Origin of the sequence: Microlunatus sp. GCM10028923 (genome assembly GCF_042666975.1) — a bacterium.
In the GTDB taxonomy this organism is placed as follows: Bacteria; Actinomycetota; Actinomycetes; order Propionibacteriales; family Propionibacteriaceae; genus Microlunatus.
In genome coordinates this window covers 283,178-309,460 of record NZ_JBHTFF010000002.1, presented here as the reverse complement: position 1 = coordinate 309,460, position 26,283 = coordinate 283,178, and the positions used below count along the sequence as shown (strand labels likewise).

The 26,283-nt window shown below is 71.8% G+C and carries 20 protein-coding genes and 1 riboswitch; of the genes, 14 read left to right on the top strand and 6 right to left on the bottom strand.

Translation table 11 applies throughout. The features are described 5' to 3' along the window. The first annotated feature begins 82 nt into the window (after window positions 1-82). Window positions 83-748 (top strand): TetR family transcriptional regulator, encoded by a 666-nt coding sequence (locus tag ACFQU4_RS05585; protein ID WP_377487894.1) that lies wholly within the window; start codon window positions 83-85, stop codon window positions 746-748. 35 nt (window positions 749-783) lie between these two features. After that, the gene (locus tag ACFQU4_RS05580) at window positions 784-1,278 is read left to right on the top strand and encodes a hypothetical protein (protein WP_377487892.1); all 495 of its coding nucleotides are present in this window, start codon (window positions 784-786) and stop codon (window positions 1,276-1,278) included. A gap of 79 nt (window positions 1,279-1,357) precedes the next feature. Here the strand turns inward: ACFQU4_RS05580 and ACFQU4_RS05575 are convergent, their stop codons facing one another. Next, a complete protein-coding gene (locus ACFQU4_RS05575) occupies window positions 1,358-2,764 on the bottom strand; it encodes a CCA tRNA nucleotidyltransferase (protein ID WP_377488778.1) in 1,407 nt (468 codons plus the stop codon). 186 nt (window positions 2,765-2,950) lie between these two features. On the opposite strand from ACFQU4_RS05575, the gene ACFQU4_RS05570 reads away from it, so the two are divergent. The 6 genes from ACFQU4_RS05570 (at window position 2,951) to ACFQU4_RS05545 (ending at window position 11,440) form a co-directional block, all read left to right on the top strand. Beyond that, the gene (locus tag ACFQU4_RS05570) at window positions 2,951-5,221 is read left to right on the top strand and encodes a DUF6049 family protein (RefSeq protein ID WP_377487890.1); all 2,271 of its coding nucleotides are present in this window, start codon (window positions 2,951-2,953) and stop codon (window positions 5,219-5,221) included. 64 nt (window positions 5,222-5,285) lie between these two features. Further along, window positions 5,286-9,071: a murein biosynthesis integral membrane protein MurJ gene (murJ, locus tag ACFQU4_RS05565; protein WP_377487888.1), complete on the top strand. Its 3,786-nt coding sequence runs from the start codon at window positions 5,286-5,288 to the stop codon at window positions 9,069-9,071. Beyond that, window positions 9,068-9,730 (top strand): RNA polymerase sigma factor SigM, encoded by a 663-nt coding sequence (gene sigM, locus ACFQU4_RS05560; protein WP_377487886.1) that lies wholly within the window; start codon window positions 9,068-9,070, stop codon window positions 9,728-9,730. Before murJ ends, sigM begins: the two co-directional genes overlap by 4 nt. Before the next feature lie 53 nt (window positions 9,731-9,783). Further along, window positions 9,784-10,251, top strand: a complete 468-nt coding sequence (locus tag ACFQU4_RS05555; protein ID WP_377487884.1) for a hypothetical protein — start codon at window positions 9,784-9,786, stop codon at window positions 10,249-10,251. Window positions 10,252-10,392: 141 nt separating this feature from the next. Then, entirely contained in the window at window positions 10,393-11,103 is a 711-nt protein-coding gene (locus ACFQU4_RS05550) for a hypothetical protein (RefSeq protein WP_377487882.1), read from the top strand. Window positions 11,104-11,164: 61 nt separating this feature from the next. Beyond that, window positions 11,165-11,440, top strand: a complete 276-nt coding sequence (locus ACFQU4_RS05545; protein ID WP_377487880.1) for a hypothetical protein — start codon at window positions 11,165-11,167, stop codon at window positions 11,438-11,440. On the opposite strand, the gene ACFQU4_RS05540 is transcribed toward ACFQU4_RS05545, so the two are convergent. Further along, on the bottom strand, window positions 11,421-14,186 hold the full coding sequence (locus ACFQU4_RS05540) for an AAA family ATPase (protein WP_377487878.1): 2,766 nt from the start codon (window positions 14,184-14,186) through the stop codon (window positions 11,421-11,423). The two genes, ACFQU4_RS05545 and ACFQU4_RS05540, sit on opposite strands and share 20 nt — an antisense overlap. Window positions 14,187-14,316: 130 nt before the next feature. On the opposite strand from ACFQU4_RS05540, the gene ACFQU4_RS05535 reads away from it, so the two are divergent. The 5 genes from ACFQU4_RS05535 (at window position 14,317) to trxA (ending at window position 19,460) form a co-directional block, all read left to right on the top strand. Next, entirely contained in the window at window positions 14,317-14,772 is a 456-nt protein-coding gene (locus ACFQU4_RS05535; protein WP_377487876.1) for a DUF6220 domain-containing protein, read from the top strand. Beyond that, on the top strand, window positions 14,769-16,679 hold the full coding sequence (locus ACFQU4_RS05530; RefSeq protein WP_377487874.1) for a multicopper oxidase family protein: 1,911 nt from the start codon (window positions 14,769-14,771) through the stop codon (window positions 16,677-16,679). Before ACFQU4_RS05535 ends, ACFQU4_RS05530 begins: the two co-directional genes overlap by 4 nt. A 95-nt stretch (window positions 16,680-16,774) precedes the next feature. Further along, on the top strand, window positions 16,775-17,962 hold the full coding sequence (locus ACFQU4_RS05525; protein WP_377487872.1) for a hypothetical protein: 1,188 nt from the start codon (window positions 16,775-16,777) through the stop codon (window positions 17,960-17,962). 87 nt (window positions 17,963-18,049) lie between these two features. Then, window positions 18,050-19,102 carry a thioredoxin-disulfide reductase gene (gene trxB, locus ACFQU4_RS05520; protein WP_377487870.1) on the top strand — a complete coding sequence of 351 codons (1,053 nt, stop codon included), beginning with the start codon at window positions 18,050-18,052 and terminating at the stop codon, window positions 19,100-19,102. A 34-nt stretch (window positions 19,103-19,136) separates the two neighbouring features. Then, on the top strand, window positions 19,137-19,460 hold the full coding sequence (gene trxA / locus ACFQU4_RS05515; RefSeq protein ID WP_377487868.1) for a thioredoxin: 324 nt from the start codon (window positions 19,137-19,139) through the stop codon (window positions 19,458-19,460). A gap of 3 nt (window positions 19,461-19,463) precedes the next feature. Here trxA and ACFQU4_RS05510 read toward each other — a convergent pair whose 3' ends face one another. Both ACFQU4_RS05510 and ACFQU4_RS05505 read right to left on the bottom strand, forming a co-directional pair. Further along, the gene (locus ACFQU4_RS05510) at window positions 19,464-21,707 is read right to left on the bottom strand and encodes an ATP-binding cassette domain-containing protein (RefSeq protein WP_377487866.1); all 2,244 of its coding nucleotides are present in this window, start codon (window positions 21,705-21,707) and stop codon (window positions 19,464-19,466) included. A 2-nt stretch (window positions 21,708-21,709) separates the two neighbouring features. Next, on the bottom strand, window positions 21,710-22,339 hold the full coding sequence (locus ACFQU4_RS05505) for an ECF transporter S component (RefSeq protein ID WP_377487864.1): 630 nt from the start codon (window positions 22,337-22,339) through the stop codon (window positions 21,710-21,712). 57 nt (window positions 22,340-22,396) lie between these two features. Beyond that, a riboswitch (TPP riboswitch) is annotated at window positions 22,397-22,501 on the bottom strand. A gap of 365 nt (window positions 22,502-22,866) precedes the next feature. Here ACFQU4_RS05505 and ACFQU4_RS05500 point away from each other — a divergent pair. Further along, window positions 22,867-23,658, top strand: coding sequence for a hypothetical protein (locus tag ACFQU4_RS05500; protein WP_377487862.1), 792 nt, complete (start codon window positions 22,867-22,869; stop codon window positions 23,656-23,658). Window positions 23,659-23,732: 74 nt separating this feature from the next. Here ACFQU4_RS05500 and manD read toward each other — a convergent pair whose 3' ends face one another. Together manD and ACFQU4_RS05490 are read right to left on the bottom strand one after the other, a co-directional pair. Next, the gene (manD, locus tag ACFQU4_RS05495; RefSeq protein WP_377487860.1) at window positions 23,733-24,971 is read right to left on the bottom strand and encodes a D-mannonate dehydratase ManD; all 1,239 of its coding nucleotides are present in this window, start codon (window positions 24,969-24,971) and stop codon (window positions 23,733-23,735) included. Then, window positions 24,968-26,278: a mannitol dehydrogenase family protein gene (locus ACFQU4_RS05490; RefSeq protein WP_377487858.1), complete on the bottom strand. Its 1,311-nt coding sequence runs from the start codon at window positions 26,276-26,278 to the stop codon at window positions 24,968-24,970. The genes manD and ACFQU4_RS05490 overlap by 4 nt, the downstream gene beginning before the upstream one ends. Window positions 26,279-26,283 lie beyond the last annotated feature (5 nt).

Sequence of the window (26,283 nt, the reverse complement as noted above, 5' to 3'; positions counted from 1 at the left end):
CCGTCGGTCTGTTCCATCTGATTCGAAGCTAACAGACCACAGGTCTGTTATCAAGAGACCATCGGTCTGAAATACTGGCGCCATGGCCACCTTCCACCGGGCTCGCAGCGAGGAGCAGCGGGCCGCCCGCCGGACCGCGATCCTCGAGGTCGCTGCGACGATGCTGGCCGAGCAGCCGGTCGCCGACATCACGCTGAACGCGCTGGCCCGCCGGGTTGGGCTCGCCAAGTCCAACGTGCTGCGCTACTTCGACTCCCGCGAGGCGATCCTGCTGGAGTTGCTGACCACCGAGCTGACCGACTGGCTCGCGGAACTGTCCGGCACTCCCAAGCCGCGCGGGGCCGTCGCCACCCGCAGCCGTCGGCTCAGCACGACGATCGCCGAGTCGCTGGCCCGGCGGCCGGTGCTCTGTGACCTGATCGGCAGCCAGGCCGCCGTCCTGGAACGGAACGTCTCGGTCGAGGTCGCCGCGCGGCACAAGCGGGCCTCGCTCGCTGCGATGGCCGACTTCGGCGCGATCGTCCGGCGCAGCCTGCCCGAGCTCGACGACGAGACGGCCCGCCTCTTCGCCGCGGCCACCCAGCTGACGGCCGGGTCGCTCTGGGTGCACGCCCAGCCGACCGAGGTGATGCGGGCCGTCTACGACGCGCACCCCGACCTGGCCACGTTCAAGATCGACTTCGCCGCCGACCTGCAGCGCTTCCTGTCCGTCCTCCTGGCCGGGCTGCTCGCCCAGAAACCCGGCTAACCCGGGATTTCCTCCCTAGACTTCTGCTGGGGTCGGTGCGGAGGCGCACCGCGTCGGCCGGGGAGGCCACCATGGACGTGATCACGCCGGATCGTCAGCTCATCACCATGATCGACGCGCGGCAGCAGGACCTGTCCGGCTACCTGCGCTCGGCCCGGCCACGCGGCAACCGGCTGGCGGTGGCCGGCATCGTCCTCAGCGGCGCGTCGGCCGCGTTCACCGCCGGACCGGCGTTCGGCGGGCTCGGCTTCGCCCAGACCGCGACCGACGTGCTGGGACTGCCGCAGACCTCGATCGTCTGGCAGGTGCTCTGCCTGCTCGCGCTGATCGTCTCGGTCGCGACCACGGTGACGATCAACCTGGCCAACAGCCAGCAGCTGAGCAGCCGGGTCGCGGCCGCGGAGACCTGCTCGGCGGAGCTGGACGGGCTGCGCACCCTGCTCGACTTCGGCCAGATCCCGGTCGGCGACGCGGCCCGGCTCTACCACGGCTACGTCTCCAAGATCGGCTTCCTCCCGGCCGTACGCTGATCGATCACGTGCCCTGAGCCTGCCGAAGGGCCAAGGCAGCTGTGGCCTGCCCTTCGACAGGCTCAGGGAGCGTTGTGGATTAGCGGGCGGCCCACCAGGCACGCAGCTCGGCCTCGGCGCCGTCCGGGCCGAGCGGGCCGCGGTCCAGCCGCAGCTCGAGCAGGAACTTGTACGCCTCGCCGACCGCCCGGCCGGGCGGGATGCCGAGGATCTCCATGATCTGGTTGCCGTCCAGGTCGGGCCGGATCGCGTCCAGCTCCTCCTGGTCCCGCAGCTCCGCGATCCGCTGCTCCAGGTCGTCGTACGCCGAGCGCAGCCGGGCCGCCTTCGCCTGGTTCCGGGTGGTGCAGTCGGCCCGGGTCAGCACATGCAGCCGCTCCAGCTGGTCGCCGGCGTCGCGGACGTACCGGCGGACGGCGGAATCGGTCCACTGTCCGTCCCCGTACCCGTGGAAGCGCAGGTGCAGCTCGACCAGCTTGGCCACCCCGTCGGTCACGTCCCCCGGGTAGCGCAGCGCGGCCAGCCGCTTCCGGACGAGCTTGGCGCCGACCACATCGTGGTGGTGGAACGACACCTTGCCGCCGGACTCGAAGCGCCGGGTCTTCGGCTTGCCGATGTCGTGCAGCAGCGCGGCCAGCCGGTTCACCAGGTCGGGCTGCCCGCCCAGCCGGTCCTCCAGCTCGATCGCCTGGTCCAGCACGGTGAGGCTGTGCTGATAGACGTCCTTGTGCCGGTGGTGCTCGTCGCGTTCCAGCCGCAGCGCCGGCAACTCCGGCAGCATCCGCGCCGCCAGGCCGGTCGATACCAGCAGGTTGAGCCCCGGCCGCGGCTGGTCGGTCAGCAGCAGCTTGGAGAGTTCGTCCCGGATCCGTTCCGCGGACACGATGTCCAGCCGGTCGGCCATCTCGGTCGCCGCCCGGACCGCGTCCGGCGCCGGCTCGAAGCCGAGCTGGGAGGCGAACCTGGCCAGCCGCATCATCCTGAGCGGGTCGTCGCTGAACGACTGCTCCGGCGTCGCCGGCGTCCGCAGCCGACGCTCAGCAAGATCATCCAGGCCCCGGTACGGGTCGTGGAACTCCTTGTCCGGCAGCGAAACGGCCATCGCGTTCACGGTGAAGTCGCGGCGGACCAGGTCGCCCTCGAGGGTGTCCCCGAACGCCACCTGCGGCTTCCGGCTGTCCGGCCGGTACGCGTCGGCCCGGAAGGTGGTGATCTCCACGATCCACTCGTGGCCGCCGACGTCGAACTTGGCGCCGATCGTGCCGAACTCCTTGCCGATGGTCCAGACCGCCTTGGTCACCGACCGGAGCAGCCGCTCGATCTCGTCCGGCCGCGCCGAGGTGGTGAAGTCGAGGTCGTGGCCGAGGCCGCCGAGCAGCGCATCCCGGACGCTGCCGCCGACCAGGAACAGCCGGTGCCCCGCCGCCGCGAAGACCCGGCCGAGATCATCGGCGATCGGCGCGATCCGGAGCAGCGCGGCGACCACGTTCGACTGGGCGGCAGAGGATGTCACGAGCGAAGACTGTAGTCGCGCTCGGCCGCGGCGCCGACCGGGATTCGCCGAATCACGAACATTGGCTGAGAAGGCGCTGGGGACCGTTGCGCGGCCGACTAGGGATTGCGTTGCACACCCTAGGATGTCGGGGTGGGGAGTCCGGAAGCTTGGGGGGCAATGGTTGCGTCCCGACGACCCCGGCGCTCGACGCCCGACCGGCCCTCATCGTCCGACCGGTCCGTGTTGCTCCGGGTGTTGTCGCTCGCGCTGTCGTTCGCGCTCGCCGGCCTCGTCGTCGCCGGTACGGCTCCGTCGGCCGCAGCCGACGATCCGGACGCCCCGGTCTCGATCCGGATCACCGCGATGACGCCCAGCCTGCCGACGCCCACCGACACGATCACGCTGGCCGGCGTCGTCACCAACACCGGCAAGAAGCCGATCGACAAGCCGCGGGTCTACTTCTGGCGGAACCAGGCGCCGATCACCGACCAGGAAGGCTTCCGGACCGCGCTCGACTCGACCCCGACCGACCCGCTCGGGGCCCGGGTCACCGCCGACATCCAGAACCGGTTCCATCTGTGGACGGAGGCCGACCCGACCCTCGACCCGGGCGAGTCGGTGAAGTTCACCGTGTCGGCGACCCCGGAGCAGCTGGACCTGCCGGACACCAGCGGCGTCTACCTGATCGGCGTACACGTCCTGGACGGCACCGACCGGGCGCCGGCGATCGGCCGGGCCCGGCTGTTCGCGCCGATCCTCAGCGAAACACCGGAGCAGGTGCTGCCGATCTCGTCGGTGGTGGTCCTGAACTCCCGGCCGAGCCGGCTGCAGGACCGGGTCTTCACCGACGACCACCTGGCCGACGAGGTCGGGCCGGGCGGCCGGCTGACCCAGCTGCTCGCCGCGGCCCAGAACCCGGGCAGTACGTTCGCCGTCGACCCGTCGCTGATCGAGGAGCTGACCGCGATGCGGTCCGGCTACCAGGTCCGGAAGGAAGACGGGAGCCTGACCGCCGGGATCGGCACCGAGCGGGCCACCGCCTGGCTGCAGGGCTTCGATCAGCTGCTCGACACCAACCCCGGCTATCGACTGCAGTACGGGACGCCGGACCTGGCCGCGCTGGTCCGCTCGGACCGCACCGAACTGCTGGACCGGGTCAAGGCCGCCGGGGCCGCCGTACCGGAGACGTCGGCGTTGCCGCTGCTGGTCTGGCCGGGCGACGGGGCCGCCGACGCCGCGACCCTGCAGGCGGCCGCCGAGCTGGACCCGGCCGGCATCCTGCTCTCCGACAGCACCACCGGCAGTTCCGCGCCGCTGCTCCGCGACGGTGACGGCCCGCCGATCATCAACTACCAGGGCTCCGACTCCGCCGGCGGTCCCGGGCCCGACCCGAGCAACACCGCCGTCCACCAGCGGCAGCGGACGCTGGCCGAGACCTGGATCGAGGCCGGCACGGCGGACCCGGAAGAGCTGGCCGGGCGGGTCCGGTTGATCACGACACCGACCGAGGCCGGCACCGAACGTCAGCTCGCCGCGCCCTGGCTGCGCTCGGTGCCGCTGCCGGCGCTGCTCCGCCAGCAGCCGGAACGACTGACCGACAAGCTGGCCTACCCGAAGGCGGCCCAGCGGGCCGAGTTGCCCGCCAAGGGGCTGCGTGAGGTGGACGACCTGGCGGACGCGTACCAGACCTATGGCGAGCTGCTGCTCGACCCGGCCCAGGCGAAGAAGGACGCCGACGCGGCCGTCGCGAAGGCGGTCTCGGCGACCTGGCGCGGCGACGACGGCTGGACCGGCCTGGTCGAGGCCAGGCTGGACCAGGTCGACCGGGTGATCGGCGACGCGGTCAAGATCGGCCTCGTCGAACGCTTCACCACCACCGGGCAGAACGACATCAGCTTCCCGATCACGGTCACCAACACGCTGCCCGGCACCGAACCGCCGGGCGACCTGAACTCGATCCGGGTCGGCATCACCTTCACCTCGGCCCAGTCGCAGCGGCTGACGGTGAAGCCGATCGACCCGGTCGTCATTCGCGCCAACCCGGAACGGAACGCCTCGGTGACCAGGAACACCCAGATCGAGGCGCGGGCGAACGGCCCGGTCGAGGTCACCGCCCAGCTGGTCACCGCGTCCGGCCGGCCGGTCGGCAAGCCGACCACGGTCGAGGTCACCGTCACCCAGGCCGGCACCGTCGGCTGGGTGATCGCGATCGCCGCCGGCATCGTGCTGATCGGGACCACGGTGTTCCGGATCCAGCAGGTGGCCCGGGAGCGGGCCCAGGAGCGGGAGGACGGCGACACCGTGGAGCTCGCCGCGGTCGCGGTCGACCCGGCCGAGCAGCCGCCGGCAACCCCGGAGCCGCCCGCCGCCCCGGTCGGCGCGGCCCGACCCGACCCGGCCCAGCCGGACCCGGGGCCGGCCGACGGCCCGCGGCGGGCACGCCCATGACCCGCACCCCACGCCGGGTCACCGTTCCGCCGCGCTCCCACGAACCCCGCAGCGGGGAACCCGCATGAACTCCGCCCGCAATCCGGCCGCGACGTCCGGCCGCGCTTCGTCGAACGTCTCCGGCGGCTCCGGCCGGTCGGCCGACCCGCCGCGAGGCCGGTCCCGGCTGGTCTCCGCCACGGTGCTGATGGCGGCCGGGACGGCCGTGTCCCGGATGCTCGGCTTCGGCCGGTTCGCCCTGCTGGTGGCGCTGTTCGGCAACGCCACCCGGCAGGCCGACATGTTCAACTACGCCAACACGGTGCCGAACAGCATGTACATCCTGCTGGCCGGCGGCATCCTGAACACCGTCCTGGTGCCGCAGATCGTCCGGGCGATCAAGCACGACCCGGACGGCGGCGACGCGTACACGAACCGGATCATGACGCTCGGCATCCTGGTCCTCGGCGTCCTCACGGTCGTACTCACGCTGGCCGCGCCGCTGGTGATCTGGATCTACACGCCGGAGTCCTGGCACGTCCCCGAGCTGGCCCGCAGCTACGACTCGACGGTGCGGCTGGCGTACTACTGCATGCCGCAGATCTTCTTCTACGGCATCCACGTGCTGGCCGGTCAGGTGCTCAACGCCCGGGACCGGTTCGGTCCGATGATGTGGTCGCCGATCGCCAACAACATCATCTCGATCGGCGTCCTGGCCGTCTTCTTCGTCGTCTTCGGCAGCGGCGACGGGACCAGCGCGTTCACCAGCCAGCAGGAGATGCTGCTCGGCTTCGGCTCCACGCTGGGCATCGTCGCCCAGGCGATCGTGCTGCTGCCGTACCTGAAGGCGGCCGGGTACCAGTTCCGGCCGCGGTTCGACTTCAAGGGGACCGGGCTCGGCCGGACGGTCCGGCTGGCCAAGTGGACGCTCGGCTTCGTGCTGGTCAACCAGGCGGCGCTGGTGGTGATCCAGAAGGTGGCCGGCGGCGCGACCACAGGCGGCACCGGTGGCGGTCTGACCGTCTATTCGTACGCCTACGCCGCCTATCAACTGCCGCACTCGCTGATCGCGGTGTCGCTGGCCACCGCGATGCTGCCCTCGGCGTCCCGGCTGGTCGCGGCCGGTGACCTGGCCGGCGTCCGGGACGAAACGCTCGGCACGATGCGGCTGCTGCTCACCGCGATGGTGCCGGCGGCGGTCGCCTTCTTCTCCCTCGGCGTGCCACTGGCCGAGTTCGTGTTCGGCTTCGGCAAGGGCACGAGTGACGCCTACCTGACCGGCTGGACGCTGATGGCGTTCGCGTTCGGGCTGGTCCCGTTCAGCCTGCACTACCTCTGTCTGCGGACCTTCTATGCGCTCGAGGACAACAAGACGGCGTTCCTGATCCAGATCGCGATCGGCGCCGCCAACGCCTCGCTCGCGGTGCTGATCGTGCTGTTGCTGAACTCGCCGGCCACCACCGCGGTCGGGTTGGCGGTCGCGCACGTGGTCGCGTACACGATCGGGCTGGTGCTGGCGGTCGGCGTGCTGTCCCGGCGGCTGTCCGGGATGCCGGTGGGCAGCCTGGCCGGGCACGCCGGGAAGCTGCTCGCCGCGGTCGCCCCGGCCGGTGCGCTGGCGTACGGGGTCACGGCGGCGTTCAAGCTCTGGTCGTCGGCGAAGCTGGTCCAGGCCCTGGCGCTGGTGGTCGCCGGCGTGGTCGCCATCGTGGTGTTCCTGCTGCTGGCGCGGCTGTTCAAGATCTCCGAGGTCAGCCAGATCCTCGCCTTCGTGCTGCGCCGCCGGCAGCCGGCGCCGGCCCCGATCGAGGACGAGGCCAGCATCCAGACCGTGATCCGTCCGTTGCGCGAGTTCTACGGCGAAACGGGTGCCCCGGAGCCTAGGATCGTCCCAGATGCGAACCAGACCGGACGTCGGGCGGCCTTGCATCCTAAGATCGTTCCCGACCGGTCACCTCATGGCCGTCCTATCACGATGTCAGCTAAGCCCGGGTCCGAGATGACCACACCAGTCGCGCCCTCGGCTGACACCCCGGACCAGGTCGGTCCGGAGGAGTCCCCGAGCGCCGCTGCCGCGACGCCTCCGACGGACGATCCGGGCTGGGGCGATTCGGGCGGGGACGACACCGCCCCCGGTTCCACGATGACCGCCCCCGGCACCGTCCTCGCCGGCCGCTACCGGCTCGAGGAGATGCTGGCCGCGGACGACCCGACGATCACCTGGCGAGCCTTCGACCAGGTGCTCTCCCGGTCCGTCCTGGTGCACCTGCTGCCGCCCCAGGATCCGCACGCGACCGAGGTACTGGACGCCGCCCGGCGCGGCGCCGCGGCGACGGACTCCCGCTTCCTCCGGGTGCTCGACGCCGTCTACTCCGACGACGCCCGGATCGGCTCCTACATCGTCTGCGAGTACGCCACCGGCCAGCCACTCAGCGCCGTCCTGGCCCAGGGCCCGCTGACCGGGCTCGAAGCGGCCTGGGTGACCCGCGAGGTGGCCGACGCGCTGTCGGCCGTGCACGGCTTCGGCCTGTTCCACGAGCGGATCAACCCGGAGACCGTGGTCGTCACCCCGACCGGCAACGTCAAGATCATCGGCCTGGTGATCGAGTCCGCGCTGCGGCCGGTCCGCGGCCAGCCGGCCGAGGGGCACGGCGAGGCGGCCGACGTGTACGACCTCGGCCGGCTGCTCTACTCCTGCCTGGTCTCCCGCTGGCCCGGCGGTCCGGCGTACGGACTCGGCGCGGCCCCGTTGCTCGGCGGCCGCTGGGCCACCCCGCGGCAGGTCCGGGCCGGGGTGTCGCCGGCACTGGACCAGGTCACCGACCAGATCCTGGGCCGGCCGCCGCGGCACCACGCGCCGCAGCTCGAGACCGCGAACGAGGTCGTCAACGCGCTGACGAAGGTGCTCGGCACTGCCGACGCCACCGCCGACCTGGAGCGCCGGCTGCGCCAGCCGATCCCGCGGGTCCGGCCCGACGAGACCGGCGAGATCCCGATCAGCGAACAGCCGACCGGGATGATGGCGGCGGTCGACCGGCCGGATTCGCCGATCTCCAGCACGCCCGACAACGACCCGACCGAGGAGCAGGTACGGCAGGCCGGACCGGCGCTGCCGATGGCCGGCTCGATCTCGCCGACCAGCCCGGAGTCGGCCCGTTCGACGATGATCCGGCAGCCACCGCCGCCGGACGGCGCGACCGCGCTGGTCCCGCACGTCCGCCCGCGCAACGGCAACGGGACGCCGAGCAAGCCGCAACGCTGGATCATCCTGCTGGTGGCCCTGGTCGCACTGCTGGTGATCGCGGCGATCGTGGCCACCTTTGTGATCCGCCCGAGCGGCCTGCCGAACCCGATCAGCAACCCGCCGCAGCAGACCAGCGAGGCGCCGTTGCCGCCGGCCGACCCGGTCCTGGTGCCGATCAAGGACGCCCGCGACTTCGATCCGCAGGGCGACCCGTCGGACGAGAACCCGGACGAGGTGCCGAACGCCTACGACGGCGAACCGGACTCCCGCTGGCGCACCATGCAGTACCGCAACGACCCGAAGCTCGGCGGCCTGAAGCGCGGCGTCGGCCTGGTCTTCGACCTGGGCGCGGAGGTGCCGGTCCGCGAAGTGAAGCTGATGCTCAGCGGCAAGGGCACCGACTTCGAGGTCCGGGTGCCGGAGAAGGAGGGCCTGAACAAGCCCCCAATGGGTACGGACAAGGACTGGCGCGTGATCGCCGAGGTCAACAACGCCGGCGAGCAGGTCGACGTACCGCTGGAGCAGCCGGTCACCACCCGGTTCGTCCTGGTCTACCTGACCTCGTTGCCCGAGGAGGAATCCCAGCGTTTCCGAGGCGGGATCCACGAGGTCGAGGTCTATCGGTGACCGGATCGCCCCCGGGCGGTCCCAGTGATTTCGAACTGCTGCGCGCCCATGTCGCCGGGGACTCGGAGGCCTTCGCGACATTGGTGGGACGGCATCAGGAACGGCTCTGGGCGATCGCCCTGCGGACCATGCGGAACCCGGAGGAGGCGGCCGACGCCCTCCAGGACGCGTACATCTCCGCCTTCCGCCGGGCCGGCAGCTTCCGCGGCGACGCCCAGGTCACGACCTGGCTGCACCGGGTTGTCGTCAACGCCTGCCTGGACCGGATCCGGCGCAACAAGGTCCGCCGGGCCGAGCCGCTGCCGGAGGACCCGGACCGCGCCGCCGAACTCGGGGTGACCGCCTCCACCGACCCGATGGAGGTCAAGGAGGAGCGCAGCGACGTCGCGGCCGCGCTGCGCCAGCTCAACGCCGACCAGCGGGCGGCCCTGGTGCTGGTCGACATGGAGGGCTACTCGGTCGACGAGGCCGCCTCGATCCTCGGCTGCGCGCCGGGCACGATCAAGAGCCGCTGTGCCCGCGGCCGGGCCAAGCTGGCCCCGTTGCTGCGGCACCTGCGCGTGGAGCCCGACGAGCCGAGTTCCGAGGCCCCCGAGCCGGAGCCGGCCGGGCCCCGGGTCCGGACGCCGGGGCGGCAACGCGACGGTCCGGCGCCCTGATCTCCCGCCCCACCATCGCGCCCCTGACCCAGGGCCGACCGAGAGAACCCCGCATGTCCCACCCGCTCGACCTGGCCTACAACTGGCGGACACCTGTCCTGGTGTCCACCGTCGGCCTGTTCGCCTGCATCATGCTGCTGGTCGGTCAGCGGGCCGACGGCTGGGTGCCGGTGCTGACGGTGCTGGTGGTCAGCTGGCTCGTCCTGGTCGCCGTGGTCTGGTACCGGACCCGGGCCTACCTCGAGGTGGACGCCGCGTCGGCGACCGTGCGTCGCTTCCGTACCAAACACCGGGTGGTCGGAACGGACATCACGGCGGTACGGCGACTGCGGACGCTGTCCGGTCCCGGCTACCGGCTGACCCTGGCCGACGGCAGCCACCGGGTGGTCGCCACCTCGCTGCTCCGCGAAGGCGGACCGACCCTGTTGCGCTGGTTGGTCCGGTACGCGCCGCAGGCGACCCGTGATCCGGCGACGGAGGCGGCGATCGACCGGCTCCGGACCCAGGGAATGCTTGACTGAGCGGCGGTGACCAATGATGAATGAGCCCCCGAAATCTCTTCCACCAGGCCGGGAACCAGATCCGGACCCGGTGACGTCCAAGCGCACGGCGCTCCGGCGTCACGCCCCCGTTCTTCCCCCCTCCAGCCCAAGGAACTCGTTGTGGCCGCTCACCTGACTGTGGACGAACTGGCCGACGCCGCCGCCGGCCTGCTCGACGCTGCCCGCGTTGCGGAGATCGACGCTCACCTGGCCGGTTGCCGGCAATGCTCGGCCAGCAAGGCCGACCTCGACCAGGTGAGCGTACGGCTCGCCGCCGAACCCGTACCGGCGATGCCGGCGGCCGTCGCCGACCGGCTCGCCGAAGTCATCGCGTTGGAACAGCAGCGGCGCAGCTCGGGGGCTGCCGACGCCGCCGACCTGCACCGCCGCGAGCTCGCTGACCGGCCCAAGCCGAGCCTCGGCACCGTGGGCAGCGACCTGGACAAGCCGTCCCGGAGCCGCTTCTTCGGCCGGGCCCTGGTGGCCTGCGTCGCCGCCGTCGGGATCGGCTTCGGCGGGTACGCGATCAGCGCCCGGGCCGGCCTCGGCGAGCCGGAGGCGATCCAGTCGCCGCTGACCACCAAATCCCTCGCCTCGCAGGCCGAGTCGCTCCGCTCGACCAAGGACCTCGACGCGCACTGGCTCTCCCAGTCCTGGACCTGCGCCCAGAAGGTGACCGACGGCCGGATCACCGACATCGCCCGGGTCACCGTCGACGGCGCCCCGGCGCTGCTCGTCTACACCTCCGCCGGCGGCCAAGCTCAGGTCACCGTCGTCACCGGTTGCCCGGACGACCCGAAGGCCGGCGCAACCACTCCGCTCCCTCGCTGACCCCGCTGCGGTAGGGCATCGCCCGATTCCGGTCGCCTCCAGCCGCGGCAAGGTCGGGATCGTGAGCCGCACCTATCTCGTCGAGTGCTACAGCCCGGACCCGACCGCGCCCGCCGATGCCGTGGTCCGGCTGACGACGGCCACCCGGGAGTTGCGGGACCTGCGGGTCGAGTTCCTGGACGGGATGGTGCTGCCGGGCGACGATGTCGCCTTCTACCGGTTCTCCGCCACCGATCCCGCGGCCGTACTCGAGGTGTGTGTCGCGGCAAGGGTGTCGGTCAGCAGAGTCTCCGAGTACGTCCTCGTGGCGGGACCCGTCAGCGCTCCGGCCCGTTGAGCTCGGGGATCCGGCGGCCGAGCTCGGCCCGGGAGTGGATGCCCAGCTTCCGGTAGACCCTGGCCAGGTTGGCCTCGACGGTCTTGGGGTGGATGAACATCGCCTGGGCCACCTCACGGTTGGTCCGGCCGGCCGCGGCCAGTTCGGCCACCCGGCGCTCGGACGGTGTCAGTTCGGTGCTGCCACCCCTGGGAACGTTGACCCGGTCCAGTTCGGCCCGAGCCCGGTCGGCCCAGAGCCTCGACCCGAGCTCGTCGAACGTCGCGAGGGCCGCTCGGATCGCGTCGGCCGCCAGGCGCTTCTGCCGCCGTCGCCGGTGCACCTGGCCGAGGACCAACTGCGTCCGGGCCCGCTCGAGCGGCATCGGCAGCCGCTCGTGTTCGATCAGCGCGCGTTGGCCGGCGGCGGCCGCTCCGTCCAGGTCGCCCCGGGCCGCCGCCAGCAGGCAGCGGCAGCGGCCGCTGAGGGCGAGCGCCCAGGCCCTGTCCAGTCGGCGGCCGACCTCTTCGAGCTGATCCACCAGGGTCGTCGCCTCGTCGAGCCGGCCGGTCGCGATCAGCGCCTCGGCGGCGTCCGCGGCGAACGGCGCTGCGGCCGGCTCCCCGTACCCCATCTCCACGGCCGCCGCGGCGAGCGGCCCCAGCAGTTCGGCCGCGGCCCGGTGATCACCGACGGACAGCTCGACGAATCCCAGCGTGACCAGGGGCCAGACCGTGACGGCCAGGCAACTGCCGCGCTCGAAGATCGCCAGCGCCGCCCGCGCCGCGGCCCGGGCGGTGTCGGCGTCACCGAGGTACGCGCTGACCATCGACCGGGTGGACTCGGCGATCGCCCACGGCAGGTCGGTCCCGAGTTGCTGCGCTCGTTCCAGCGTGTCGTCGGAGAGGCTGCGCGCCGCCGCGAGATCGCCTCGCCAGCATTCGATGACGACGAGATGGAAGGCGCCGAACATGAGGTCGCTCTCCTCGCCGCGATCCAGGCAGCGCCGGCGTAGGGCCAGCAGGGTGTCCAGACCCTCGTCCAGCCGGCCCGACCAGGCCAGCACCAGCCCGTTGATCAAGGACGGGCGCAGCATCGCCGGGGTCGGCCGGTCGAGTTGTTCCAGTGCCAACGCGCGGTCCAGCGTCGGTTGGTCGTGGCCCTGGCCGGCGACGAAGTTGATCATCACGGAGGACGCGAGTGCCTTGGCCAGCTCGCCGGGATCGCCGAGCCGTTCGGCCTCGGCCACCATGGGCACGGTGAGCGTCCGCGCAGCCGGGATTCGGCCGAGATTGACCAGCACATAGACCAGCCAGTTGGAGATCTCCACCCTGAGCCGCAGATCGTCGCCGGCCTCGTCGAGTGCCCGCTGCAGGCAGTCGGCCGCCTCCCGATAGCTGTCGTCGTGCGCCCGGACCGTCGCCAGCAACAACAGCGCCTCGGCCCGGGTCCGGCCGGCCGGCAAGCTGTCCGGCAGCGGATCGAGCAGCTCGCGGGCCCGCACCGGATCGCCGGCGTCGAACAGGTAGCCGGCGAGCCGGATCCGGCGCGCCGCGGTGTCGGCGCCCAGCCGCAGGGCCAGTTCGAGGAGTTCCGCGGCGGTCGCCGGGGCGCCGCGCCGGCGGGCCAGCGTCGCCGCGTCGTCGAGGGCGTCGACCGTCTCGAGGTCCGGCCGGACGGCGGCCAGGGCCAGATGCCGGGCCTGCTCCTCCGCGGCGCCGACCAGCCCGGCCAGCCGGCGGTGCATCGCCCGTACCTCGGCCGGGGCGGCCGCTCCGAGCACTCCCGTGATCAGCAGTGGATGGTGGAATCTGACCTTGGCCCCGACCAGGTCGATCAGGCCCTCGGTCTCGCCGGCCTCCAGCAGCCGCTGCGCCGTCGCCGCGTCGACCGCCAGGGCCTGCTGGACCAGTTCGACGGTCGGTTCCGCCGCTGCGGCCGCAGCGAGCAGCGCTCTCCGGACCGGCGGGTCGAGCCGTGCGATCCGCGACACGACCAGGCCGGCCAGCGACTTCGGCAGCACCAGGTCGGGCCCAGTCGGCGTCCCGCCCAGGAACTCCCGGACGAGTTCGAGTGCGTAGAACGGATTGCCGCCCGAGACCTGATGGATCCGCGCCATGGTCGGCCGCGGGAAGGACCGTCCGGTGCGACTCAGGATCAGCTCGTGCAGCGCGCCGAGACTGAGCGGCCCGATCCGCAGCCGCTGTAGCCGGTCCGGGTCGGGCAGCGTCAGTGCCGGCGGGGTCGGCTCCCCCTGCTCGGTCCGTACGGTAGCCAGCAGCCCGACCGGCGCCTTGGTCCGCCGGATCGCGAACTCGATCACCTGCACGCTGCTCCGGTCGGCCCATTGCAGGTCGTCGATCGCCAACAGCACCGGCCGTCGGGTCGCCAGCCGGTCCAGGATGCCGAGTACGGCGGCCCCGGTGGCGCGGTGGCCGGTCGGATCGGTCCCGGCGGAGGTCCTCAGCAGCACCTGGTCGATCGCCCGGCGCTGGGGGTCCGGCAGCGTGTCCAGCACGGCATCGTCGACGTCACGCAGGAGATCGGCCAACGCCGCGTACGGCAGTGCCGACTCGGCCGCGGCCGGTTGACCGGACAGCACGATCCGAAGGCCGGAGGCTTCGTCGACCGCGGCCCGCCACAGCGTGGTCTTGCCGATCCCCGGTTCCCCGTCGATCAGCAGCACCCGCGCTCCCGTGACGGCGGAGGCCAGGAACTCCCCGACCGTGACCAGCGCCGCCGCGCGTCCGATGACCCCGACGTCCATGGGCTCAGGTTCCCACCGACCGCGGCCCGGTGGGCCAGATGCCTAGGGAAATGCCCGATTTCGACGGGTGCCGGGCCACTTAGCGTCGGGCGTGGGTCCGACGACGACCCCACGACAGAGGGGAATACTCATGCGAAGGGCCTTTCTGGTGCTTTCGATCATGGTGATCGGTGGCCTCGTCCTGCAGTTCTACCTGGCCGGGGTCGGCGTCTTCAGCATGCCGGAGGACGAACTGTTCCATCTGCACGGCAACAACGGGCGGATCGTCCTGCCGGTGTTGATCATCCTGTGGATCGTCTCGGGCTTCCTGGCCCGGGCGGGCCGACGGACGATCGGGCTGACCTTCCTCGCCCTCGGCCTACTGGCATTCCAGACCGTGTTGTTCATTCTGACCGGGGTGATCACCGGAGCGGCGCCGCCGCCGGACGGCCAGATCAACACCGCCGGAACGATCATGCTGGCCTTCCATGCACTGAACGGGTTGTCGATCTTGTTCATCGGCACCGTGGTGGCCCGGCGGGCCTGGCGACTGTCCCGCCAACCGGCACCGGCTGCCGAAGCTGAAGTACTCGCGCCGATACCGTGATCAGCTCGGGCCTCCAGCTGTTGATCTTGGCGCTGGCTGCGGGCGCTGCCGCCGGCTGGGCGGTCGCCACGCTCCGATCGTCGGCGGGCCTCGGGCTGGCTCTGGTGGCGGCCCTGGCCGGCACCGGGCTCAAGATCATCGGGGTGGTCGCGTTGTGGGGCCATGGCTGGTGGTTCGTCGGTGAGAAGGTGATCATCGGGCTGCCACTCACCCTGGTCACCGCCGGCTGGGCCACCGTTGCCGCGATCCGGGACGCCAGAGCCGGCCGGCCGCGCAGCACTCCCACCCGGGTCGCTCTGCTGGCGGCGTCGTACGGGGCGGGAGCCGATCTGCTGACTCAACTGCTGATCGGCTATCCGCTGACACCGGCAGCCGGCCTGGCCATGATCATGATGGTGCTGGCCGCGACCGTGATCAGCTGGGTTGTGCTGACCCGGCGAGCCGATCGGCGCACGATCTCGACTGTGGCTGCGGCGGGCTGTCTGATCATGATCTTGGTGGCGGCCGTGCCGTGGCCCGCCGCGCCCACGGCGAACGCCCACAGTCACGGCGGCCATGATCATGATCATGGACCGGGGGCAGGGGACCCGCCCGGCGACCAGGTCTCGGTGGCCGAGTTGCGGACACCGGCCTCGGTCGCCGGGCGACGGGTCCGGATCACCCTGGAGGCGGCCCAGCAGACGGTCGCCCTGCCGTCCGGTCGGACTCTCGAGGCCTGGACGTACGGATCGCTGCCGGGGCCGGCCATCGTCGCCGAGCAGGGCGACGTCATCGAGGTGACGCTGCGCAACCGGGACCTGACCGCCGGAGTCACGCTGCACTGGCACGGCTACGACGTGCCGAACGGCGAGGACGGGGTGCCCGGCGTGACCCAGGACGCGGTCCGGCCGGGCGAGACGTTCAGCTACCGGTTCGTCGCCGCCCAGGTCGGGACCTACTGGTACCACACCCATCAGCGCTCCGCCGGTGCCCTGCGGCGCGGCCTGTTCGGCACCCTGGTGGTGCATCCCCGGGACCGACCGCGGGCCGACGTCGACCTGACCCTCCCGTTCCACAGCCGCGGCGGGATCGCCCTGCTCGGCGCGACCGACACCGTGCGCCGACAGCCGGTGCCGACCGGCCGGTCGGTCCGGCTGCGCCTGATCAACACCGACCAGGAGACCCGGCAGTTCGTCGTCTCCGGGACCGACTTCCGGGTCGCTGCCATCGACGGAACCGACCTGGCCGAACCGACCCCGATCCGCGCCGAGCTGCTCCGGCTGCCGGCCGGCGGGCGCTACGACGTCACGTTCACCATGCCCGCGACCCCGGTCCGGGTCGGAGCCGTCGGCTTCGACTCGGTCGGCCTGATACTCGCCGACCCGGCCCGCCCGACGGCTCCGGCGGATGACCCACTGCAGGTCACCCCGAGCCGAACCTTCGACCCGCTCGGCTACGGCTCGGCGGCCGGTGCGGAGCCACCGCCGACCGGATTCACCCAGGAACGCACGGTCGTGCTCGATCGCCTCCCGCGCTGGCACGACGGTGGTCCGGCGCTGGCGTACACGATGGACGGGCAGGTCTACCCGCACGTCCCCGCCACGGTCGTGCGCCGGGGCGACCTGGTCCTGTTCCGGATCGTCAACCGCGGGTTCGAGACCCACCCGATGCATCCGCACGGCCATCATGTCCGGGTGCTCCGGGTGAACGGCCGGGCGCCGACCGGGAGCCCGCTCTGGCTGGACACCTTCGAGGTGCAGCCGGGCGAGGTCTGGGAGGTGGAGCTGCGGGCGGACAACCCGGGTATCTGGATGGACCACTGCCACAATCTGGAGCATGCGACGCTCGGCATGATGACCCACCTCGTCTACGAGGGCGTCACCTCGCCGTACCGCGAGGGCGGCACCGCCGACAACGAACCCTCCTGAGGGCGGAACGCTTCCGCTAACATGGGCGCCTATACGAGCCGGTGACTCGCACCGGCAATGGGTGGGTGGGCAGCCTCCTGGAGGTATGCCCATTTATGTTGCAGCCCTATCGGAAACTCTGGTCAACCCCTGCCGTCGTACCGGCTCTGTCCGCCGTCTTTCTCAGTGCCCTGCCGATCGGCATGGCCAGCCTCGCGATCATCCTCAGCGTCCAGCAGTGGACGGGATCCCTGCAGTGGGCCGGAACCCTGGCCGGGGTCTTCGGCGCCGGTAATGCCCTCGGCCTGTTGATCCAGGGCCGACTGCTCGGCGGCCGGAACCCGGCGAAGTTGATCATGATCATGAGTCTGCTGTCGGCGGCCGGGTTCGCGTCCCTGATCATGATCGGGTACGCCGACGGACCGCCCGTGATCATGATCGGCGTGGTCGGCCTGGCCGGCCTCTCGGTGCCGGCGATCACCACCGCGGTCCGGGCCTGGCTGCCCACCGTCGTGCTCGACCCGGCCGGCCGCACCGCCGGCTATGCCCTGCTGACCGTCCTGTTCCAGGGCGCCGTCCTGATCGGCCCGCTGCTGGTCAGCCTGGCCGTCGCGATCGCCCTGCCGGCCGCCGGGCTCGGCCTGATCGCCGTGCTGATGCTCGGCTCGGCCGTGCTCTACCGATCCGCCGTACGCTCTCGCGGCGGGACCACCCGGCCGGCTGCGGCCCGGTCCGGGTCCGGGTCGCGGTGGTGGCGCGGCGGCCTCGGCTGGCTGCTCGGGATCAACGCCTGCGTCGGGCTGGCGGCCGGGGTGACCGCCGTCGCGATCCCCGGCGTGACCTCCGCGGCCGGCCTCGCCTTCCTGGCCGGGGCGATCGCCTCTGCCGGCGCGCTGGGCGACGTGGCCGGCGCCCTCGGCTACGGTGCCCGCGGCTGGCCCGGGCGGCCGATGACCCGGCTCGCCGTCGTCACCGGCGTCGCCGCCGCGATGGCCGCGCTCGCCTGGGCGGTCGCCGGCGTCCCGTGGCTGCTGCTGTTCACCGGCTTCTGCGGCGGCCTGCTCGCCGCGCCGCTCGGGGTGTTGCTCTCGGGGCAGCTGGACCGGGTGGTCCCGGCGCCGGACCTGGCCCGCGGCTACTCCTCGCTGGTCTGTGCCGGCCTGCTGGCCGGTGCGGCGGGCAGCGGGCTGGCGGCCGCGGCGCTGCCGTACCTCGGCGAGCGGGGGCTGCTCCTGCTGCCGCCGGTGGCGCTGCTGGGGGCGGTCGGCGTGGCCGTGCCGGCCCGCTGGTCCGTGCCGGAATAGTCGGCCCGGTGAGGGCGTTTGACCGCTGTAGGGTTGCGATGGCGGAAGCCGTACAGCTCCGAAAACGACACGACCACAAGGATCTCGATGAGCAACCTCTCCGGCATCGTTCCGGCCGTCAACGCGATCACGCTCTCCACCCCGGCCGCCGAGACGGTGGCCACCAAGCCCTCGGGCGAGGTGCGCGACGTGATCATCATCGGCAGCGGACCGGCCGGGTACACGGCGGCGATCTACGCGGCACGGGCCGCGCTGAAGCCGCTGGTGTTCATCGGCTCGGTCGACGCGGGCGGTGCGTTGATGAACACGACCGACGTCGAGAACTACCCCGGCTTCGCCGACGGCATCCTCGGCCCGGACCTGATGGAGAACCTGCGCAAGCAGGCCGAACGGTTCGGCGCCGAGCTGGTCGCCGAGGACGTCACGGCGGTCGATCTGACCGGCGACGTGAAGACGGTGCAGGACGCGTACGGCAACACCTTCTCGGCCCGCGCCGTGATCCTGGCGATGGGTTCCGGCTACCGGAAGCTGGGGCTGCCGGACGAGGACCGGCTGTCCGGGCACGGCGTCTCCTGGTGTGCCACCTGTGACGGATTCTTCTTCCGGGACAAGGACATCGCGGTGGTCGGCGGCGGCGACTCGGCCGTCGAGGAGGCCACCTTCCTGACCCGGTTCGCCAAGTCGGTCACGCTGATCCACCGGCGTGATCAACTTCGGGCGAGCAAGATCATGGCGAAGCGGGCCGAGAACGATCCCAAGATCAAGTTCGGCTGGAACTCCGAGATCGCTGAGATCAAGGGCGAGCACGCGCTGGACTGCGTCACGTTGCGGGACACCCAGACGGGTGAGGAGCGGGAACTTCCGATCTCCGGCCTGTTCATCGCGATCGGCCACGACCCGCGGTCCGAGCTGGTCCGCGGCCAGGTCCACCTGGACGACGAGGGTTACGTGCTCACCCAGCCCGGCAGCACCCGGACCAACCTGCCCGGCGTGTTCGCCTGCGGCGACCTGGTCGATCACACCTACCGGCAGGCGATCACCGCGGCCGGCACCGGCTGCTCGGCCGCGCTGGACGCCGAGCGCTATCTCGCCGACCTGGCGGACGTGGCCACCGAGGCCGCCGTCCCGGCCGGCGTCTGAACAGTCAGCACCGAAGAGGAGAGCAGGGAGAGACATGGGCTCCGTCAGCGAAGTCACCGACGACACCTTCGAGGAAGTCGTCCTCAAGTCCGACAAGCCGGTCATGGTCGACTACTGGGCCGACTGGTGCGGCCCGTGTAAGCAGGTCGCCCCGGTGATCGAGGAGTTGGCGCAGGCGCACGGCGACAAGGTGACCTTCGTCAAGCTGGACACCAACACCAACCCGGTCACGCCGTCCAACAACCACGTGCTCGGCCTGCCCACCATCCAGGTGTACGTCGGCGGCGAGCTGGTCAAGGCCTTCAAGGGCGCCAAGTCCAAGTCCGTACTGCTCGGCGCGATCGAGGAATACCTCTGACGGTCAGCCGAAGCCGAGGCTGAGCAGGATCGGCGCCGCGGTCAGCAGGACCGCGACGCCGACGGCCAGCCAGTCCACGCCGCGCCACGGTGACGGCAGGGCGAAGGTCCGGCGGCGGGCGCCGGCGAAACCGCGGGCGTCCATCGACAGCGCCGACTGCTGCGCCGACCGGAGCGCGTACACGAGCAGGGCGAAGGTCATCCCGGCCGCCTGCCGGACCCGCCCGGCGGGCGACCGGCCGGGATCGAGACCGCGGATCCGCCGTACGTCGGCCATGGTCCGCCACACGTCCAGCAGATGCTGCAGCCGGAGCAGGCCCGCGGCGGCCGCCACCACCGGCCGGTGCGGCACCCTGCACCGCTGAGCCAGCGCGTCGCCCAGCCGACTGGGCGGCAGGGACGGAATCAGCAGCACCCCCGGAATCACCAGGCAGGCGATCCGGGTCACCTCGGCGGCCGCCACCGGCCACGCGTCCGGTGCCAGGAAGCCGCGCTCCGAGAAGGCGAGCGCCGACCAGCCGACCGTGATCGCGGCCAGCGTCACCGGGACCAGCCGGGCCAGGGTCGGCCGGACGCCGCGGACCGCCAGCGGGGCCAACAGCAGCGACAGCGCGAGGGTGATCAGCCCGACCCGCCAGTCCGACACGAAGAACGAACCGATCGCCGCCCCCAGCGCGATGATCAACAACGCCACCGGGTTGCACCGCGCGGCGGGCGGATCACCCGGTTCGACGACCGGCGCGATCCGGTGGTCCGGCCGCTCGTCAGGCGCTTCGCCGGTTCCGCCGAGCTCGACGGTCCGATCGGCCCGGGCGGCCAGTTCCTGATCATGAGTCGCCACCACGACCACGGCACCGTCGGCACGGAGGGCGTCGATCACGCCGGCGACCGCGGCCCAGGTGCCGCGATCCTGGCCGACGGTCGGCTCGTCCAGCAGCACCAGGTCCGGCCGGTGGGCCACCGCCGCGGCCAGGGCGACCCGGCGCTGTTCACCCCCCGACAGCGTGTACGGGTCGGCGCCGCGCAGCCGGTCCAGCCCGAGGGCGGCGAGGATCGCGTCGGCCCGGGCCCGCGCCGCCCGGAGCGCCTCCGGGTCGTCGGCCAGCACCGCCTCGCTGGTGGCCAGCACCTCCGCCTCGACGGTCCGCCGGGTCAACTGCTGCTCCGCGTACTGCGGCTGCCAGGAGACCCGGCGCGCCAACTCCCGGGACCGCCTCGGCAGCGCGGCCCCGGCGACGGTCACGCTGCCGGTCCGGGCCGGGCGCAGGCCGGCCAGGACCCGGAGCAGGGTCGACTTGCCGGACCCGCTGGGTCCTCGTACCGCCAGCAGGTCACCGCGCCGGACGTCCAGGTCCAGTCCGTCGATCAGCGGCTCGGCCGCGGAGCGCTCTCGGCCCGGGGCGTCGACGGCGAGCCCGCACACCCGCAGCCCCACCGCCGGACCCGATCCCGAGGCCGAGGCCGGCCAGGACACCGGGACCGGCTCCGGCCGCGGCGCCTCCGGCACCCAGACCCCGGCGGCGGCCAGTTCGGCGCCGCGTTCCGCGAGCACCGCGTCGGCCGGACCGTCGGCGAGCAGGCTGCCGTCCGGGCCGAGCACGATCAGGCGGTCACAGAAGTCGAGCCAGTCCCCCGGCCGGTGGTCCACCACGACCACGGTGACCGGCCGGTCGGCGACCGCCTCGACCACCGCCCGCCGGACCGTCGCCGCGCCCTCCGGATCGAGCATCGCGGTCGGCTCGTCGAGCAGCAGCAACGCCGGGTCCAGCGCCAGGGCGCCGGCCAGCGCGAGCCGCTGCGTCTCGCCGCCGGAGAGGTCGGTCGACCGCCGCACCGCCGGGTACGGGAAGCGCACCGCGTCCAGCGCCCGCTCCGAGCGGGACAGGATCTCCGGCCGGTCGGCGCGCCGGTTCTCCGGCCCGAACGCGACGTCCCGGCCGGCGTGCTCGGCGACCACCGCGTGCCCCGGATCCTGCAGCAGCAGCCCGGCCCGGCCGGGCCGCTCGTCGGGCAGCCGCAACGCGCCGGTCAGCTCGCCGAGGCTCTCGTCGGCCAGCCCGGCGAGCAGCCGGAGCAGCGTCGACTTCCCGGATCCGCTGGCCCCAGCAAGCAGCACCCGTTCGCCGGGCCGCAGGGTCAGCGTCAGGTCGCGCAGCGTCGGCTCCCGGCGCCCGTGCGGCCGCCAGGTCAGTCCGGTCGCGACGACCTCGCCCGCCGCGACCTGGACCGGTTTCGACTCCGCCGTCACGGTCAGACCTGGTGCGCCGCCGCGCGCTCCCGGCCGGGCGGGAACGGCGCCAGTACGCCGGTCGCGGCGAGCGCCTTGACCAGGGCCAGCCCGACCAGGCCGCCGAGCAGCGCGCCGGAGATCATCATCATCACCGCGTACAGCAGGGCGTACGGCAGCGCCCATTCCTGGTAGTAGGTCAGCCACTCGTACGGCGTCTCCAGCAGCCCGGCCAGCAGGCCGCCGAGCATCGCGGACAGGGCGGTGAACCGGCGGTAGCCGAAGAGCAGGAAGCCGAGCTCGACGCCGATGCCCTGGAACAAGCCCGAGCCGAGCGTGCTGATCCCCCACTGCCCGCCGAGCAGCGGCTCGACACTGGCCCCGACCAGCATCGCCAGCAGCGCCGCACCGGGCCGGCGGATGATCAGGCCGCCGACGACGGCCGGCAGCCACCAGAAGCCGCCGAGCAGCCCGGCCAGCGGCGGCAGGGCGAGGAACAGCGGTCCGGTCAGGTTGGTCACCTGGGCCCAGCCGATGAAGGCGATGCCGAACGCGACGCCGATCATCACCGCGGTGATCAGATCGACGGTACGCCAGCGCAGCAGTGGCCCGACCGCGCGATGCGGGTCGGAGGTGGTGGTCTCGGTGGTCATGATCATGGTCCTTCCAACGGTCGATGGAAGGGAAAACCGGACGGTGACCCGTCGCGGCTCGAGAAAGGCCCGACTCCCTACGCCGGTGTCAACCGGATCAGGTTCGAGGGTCTGCGATGTGTCGCACTCTCAGCGCCCTACGGCGCTCCCCTGTCGTTCACCACCACGATAACGCCCCGATCACAGTTTCCTCGAACTGGTTGCTTGTGCAGGGTTCCCGTGGGCCGGGCGGCTCGGTAGTCTGAGCCCTTCGGATTCGAGCCGGGCACCCCGAGTGTCCATGGGAGGGCGCTCGAATCCGAAGGTTTGACAACGGACGTTGATCGGGGACGTTCGCCGTTGTTGTAGGAACGCGCAGGGGGCCCGATCGCGCGTCGAGGAGGTCCTACTCGGTGTCAGGCCGACCCACACCCTCATCCGATCACTCACCCCACCCACGGCGCGCGGCGACTCCGCCGGCGCAGGGCGGAGCCCCCGAACCCAAGAGCACCCCACCACCCCGCAGGTCCGGCCTGCGCCGCCTGCTGGTGATCGGCGCCGGCTTCGGTCTGTCGCTGGCGGTCAGCACGACCGCCGTCCTCGGCCAGAACCAGCCGGTCAGTTCGAGCGTCGCGCCCGGCACCCGGATCATCCTGCCCGGCATCTGGAGTGCCGGCGCCGAGGAGCCCGGCCAGTCCGAGGCCGAGCGGCTGGCGAAGGAGCGGCAGGCGGAGCTGGACCGGATCCGGCTCGAGGCTGAGCAGAACCAGCAGCCGACGGACCCGCCCCAGACCAACGAGGCGTACGAACCGCCGTCGACCCCGCCGAGCGAGCAGCCGCCGAGCGAGAAGTCGCCGGATCCGACCCCGCCGTCGGCGACCGAGCGCACCCCCGAGGGTCAGTCCGGTGATCGGGACGAGCCCTCCGACGATGCGCCCGAGCGCCCCGCCTCGAGCCGGACCGCGACACCGAAGCAAACCGAGGAACCCAAGGCGACCCAGACGACCCGGCCGCCGGCGACCAAGGAGCCGACCAGAGAGCCGGCTCCGACGACCAAGGAGCCGGAGCCCACCCGGGATCCGATCACGAAGCCTGAGCCGACCAAGGAACCCGAGCCGACGAAGGCGCCCAGCACCACCAAGGCCCCCGAGCCGACCGAGGATCCGGAGCCGACGGAAAAGCCGTCGCCGACCGGCGATCCGGAGCCCTCCGGCGAGCCGACCGACGAACCGAGCAAGGACCCGACCGGCAAGTCGACCAAGCCGCCTCGCGGCGACGACGATGACGATGACGATCGAGACTGCAAGATCATCGACCTGCTCGGCCTCGTCTGCATCTGAGCCAGTGCCGTCACGGCACTGAAAGCCGAAAGCCCTGAGTCCCAACGGCGGGACTCAGGGCTTTCGGTATCTGATCACCAGTCGTGTACGGTCCCGTCGGCCAGCCGGTTGAACGGCAGATAGGCCATCTGGTACGGGTACTTGCCGGCCTCGTCCACGTCCAGTTCGACACCGATCCCGGGCTGCTCACCCGGATGCAGGTAGCCGTCGTCGAACGTGAACGACTGCTTGAAGGTGGCGTTCGTCTTCTCGCCGTGCTTCATGTACTCCTGGATCCCGAAGTTGTGGATCGCAAGATCAAGATGCAGGGCCGCGGCCATGCCGACCGGCGAGATGTCGGTCGGGCCGTGGATGCCGGACTTGATCTGGTACTGCGCGGCGAACTCCAGGATCTTCTTCAGCTGCGTGATGCCGCCGGTGTGGGTGACCGCGCTGCGGACGTAGTCGATCAGCTGCTCGCGGATCAGGGTCTGGTAGTCCCAGACGGTGTTGAAGATCTCGCCGATCGCCAGCGGCGTCGTGGTGTGCTGCCGGACCAGCCGGAGCGCCTCCTGGTTCTCGGCCGGGGTGCAGTCCTCCAGCCAGAACAGGTCGTACGGCTCCAGGGCCTTGCCCAACTTGGCCGCCTGGATCGGGGTCATCCGGTGATGGCCGTCGTGCAGCAGCGGCAGCTCCGGTCCGAACTCGTTGCGGACCGCCTCGAAGACGGTGGGCAGGTGCCGCAGGTAGGCCCGGGTGTCCCAGTCCTCCTCGGTCGGCAGACCGGACCGCTGGGCCGGCTCGTAGTCGTACCGCTTGCCCTTGTTGCCCGCGGCGGTCTGGTTGGCCGCGACGCCGTAGATCGCCTTCAGGCCCGGCACGCCGGTCTGCACCCGGATCGCCCGGTAGCCCTGCTCCTGGTGGGACCGGATGCTGTCGAACAGCGCCTCGGTGGTCGGCCCGCTGGCGTGCCCGTAGGCGAGGATGCCATTGCGGCTGGCCCCGCCGAGCAGCTGGTAGAGCGGCAGCCCGGCGGCCTTCGCCTTGATGTCCCACAGCGCCACGTCGACGGCGGCGATCGCGGCCATGGTGACCGGGCCGCGCCGCCAGTAGGCGCTCCGGTAGAGGAACTGCCAGGTGTCCTCGATCCGGTGCGCGTCGCGGTTGATCAACAACGGCACGACGTGGTCGGACAGGTAGGACGCGACGGACAGCTCGCGGCCGTTCAGCGTGGCGTCACCGAGGCCGGTCAGTCCGTCATCGGTGGTCAACTTCAGCGTGACGAAGTTGCGGTCCGGCGAGGTGACGATCACCTCGGCGCGTTCGATCTTCACGACTTCTCCTGTAATTCGGTGAGCCGGGCTTCGGTGTCCCGGGCAAGATCATTATCGTCGGCCGCTTCGGGCCCGAGCACGCTGAGGGCCAGCCGGACCCGATCGGCGTCGCCGGCCGCGGCGGCCAGCCGGGTGATCAACTCGGCGGCACCCGCGTCCTTGACCTGATCGGTGGCCAGGTGCCGGATCCAGGCGGCGACCGCCACCGGCAGCCCGGCGCCATGATCAAGTCCGGCCGCCCGGCGCCGCCGGTACACCTCGCCGAACCGGACCGGGAACTTCTGCGACCCGTCGGCCGCGATCTGGGCCAGCCGGTGCTGGATCCGCGGATTGCCGAACCGCTCGCGCAGGGCTTCGGTCGCCTCGGTGATCTCCGCCTCCTGGAACGGCAGCACCGCGGCCGCGTCCCGCCAGACGTCTTCCATCGTCGCGACACAGGCCGGGTCGTCCATCGCCTCCGCGATGGTGGCCAGACCTCGCTGCAGCCCGTAGTACGCGAGCAGCGAGTGGGCGCCGTTGAGCAGCCACAACTTCCGCTGCTCGTACGGCTCCACGTCGTCCACCAGCCGTACCCCGGCCGTGTGCCAGGCCGGCCGCCCGGCCGGGAAGTCGTCCGTGATCACCCACTCGCTGAACGGCTCGGTGACCACCGGAACCTGATCATCCCAGCCGGTCAACTGCTTGGCCACGACAAGATCATCGGGCGTGGTGGCCGGCGTGATCCGGTCCACCATGCTGGACGGGAACGTGATCGACTCGGCCACCCAGTCGGCCAGCCCGGCGTCGCCACCAAGATCACCGACCAGCTCCAGCACCCGGCCGCGGAGCATCGCCCCGTTGTCGGTCAGGTTGTCGCAGCAGAGCACGGCGAGCGGCGCACCGCCGGCCCGGAACCGGGCCCGCAGGCCGTCCAGGATCCGTGCCGGTGCGGAGATCCCCGGCTCGCCCGCGATCAGCCGATCCCGGTCCTGATCATGGATCCGGTACGCGGCCTCGGTGACCGTGCTGGTCAGAACGCCGGTGGCCGGGTCGGCCAGCGCGGCCAGCCAGGCTTCATGATCACCACCCGGGACGGCGGCGCCGAGACTCTCGATCACGGTTGCATGATCACCATCGGCGGCCCGTTCGATCAGGGTGTAGCGGCAGCCCTGGGCGGTCAGGGTGTCGGCCAGCTCGACCTGCCGACCGGTGAAGGCAGTGATCAGCCAGGGATCGCCCGACTGATCTTGGTTGGCCCGATGGGTGTACCAGGCCTGGTGGGCGCGGAAGAACGCGCCCAGTCCGAGGTGCACGGCGCGTGCGCTCATTCTTG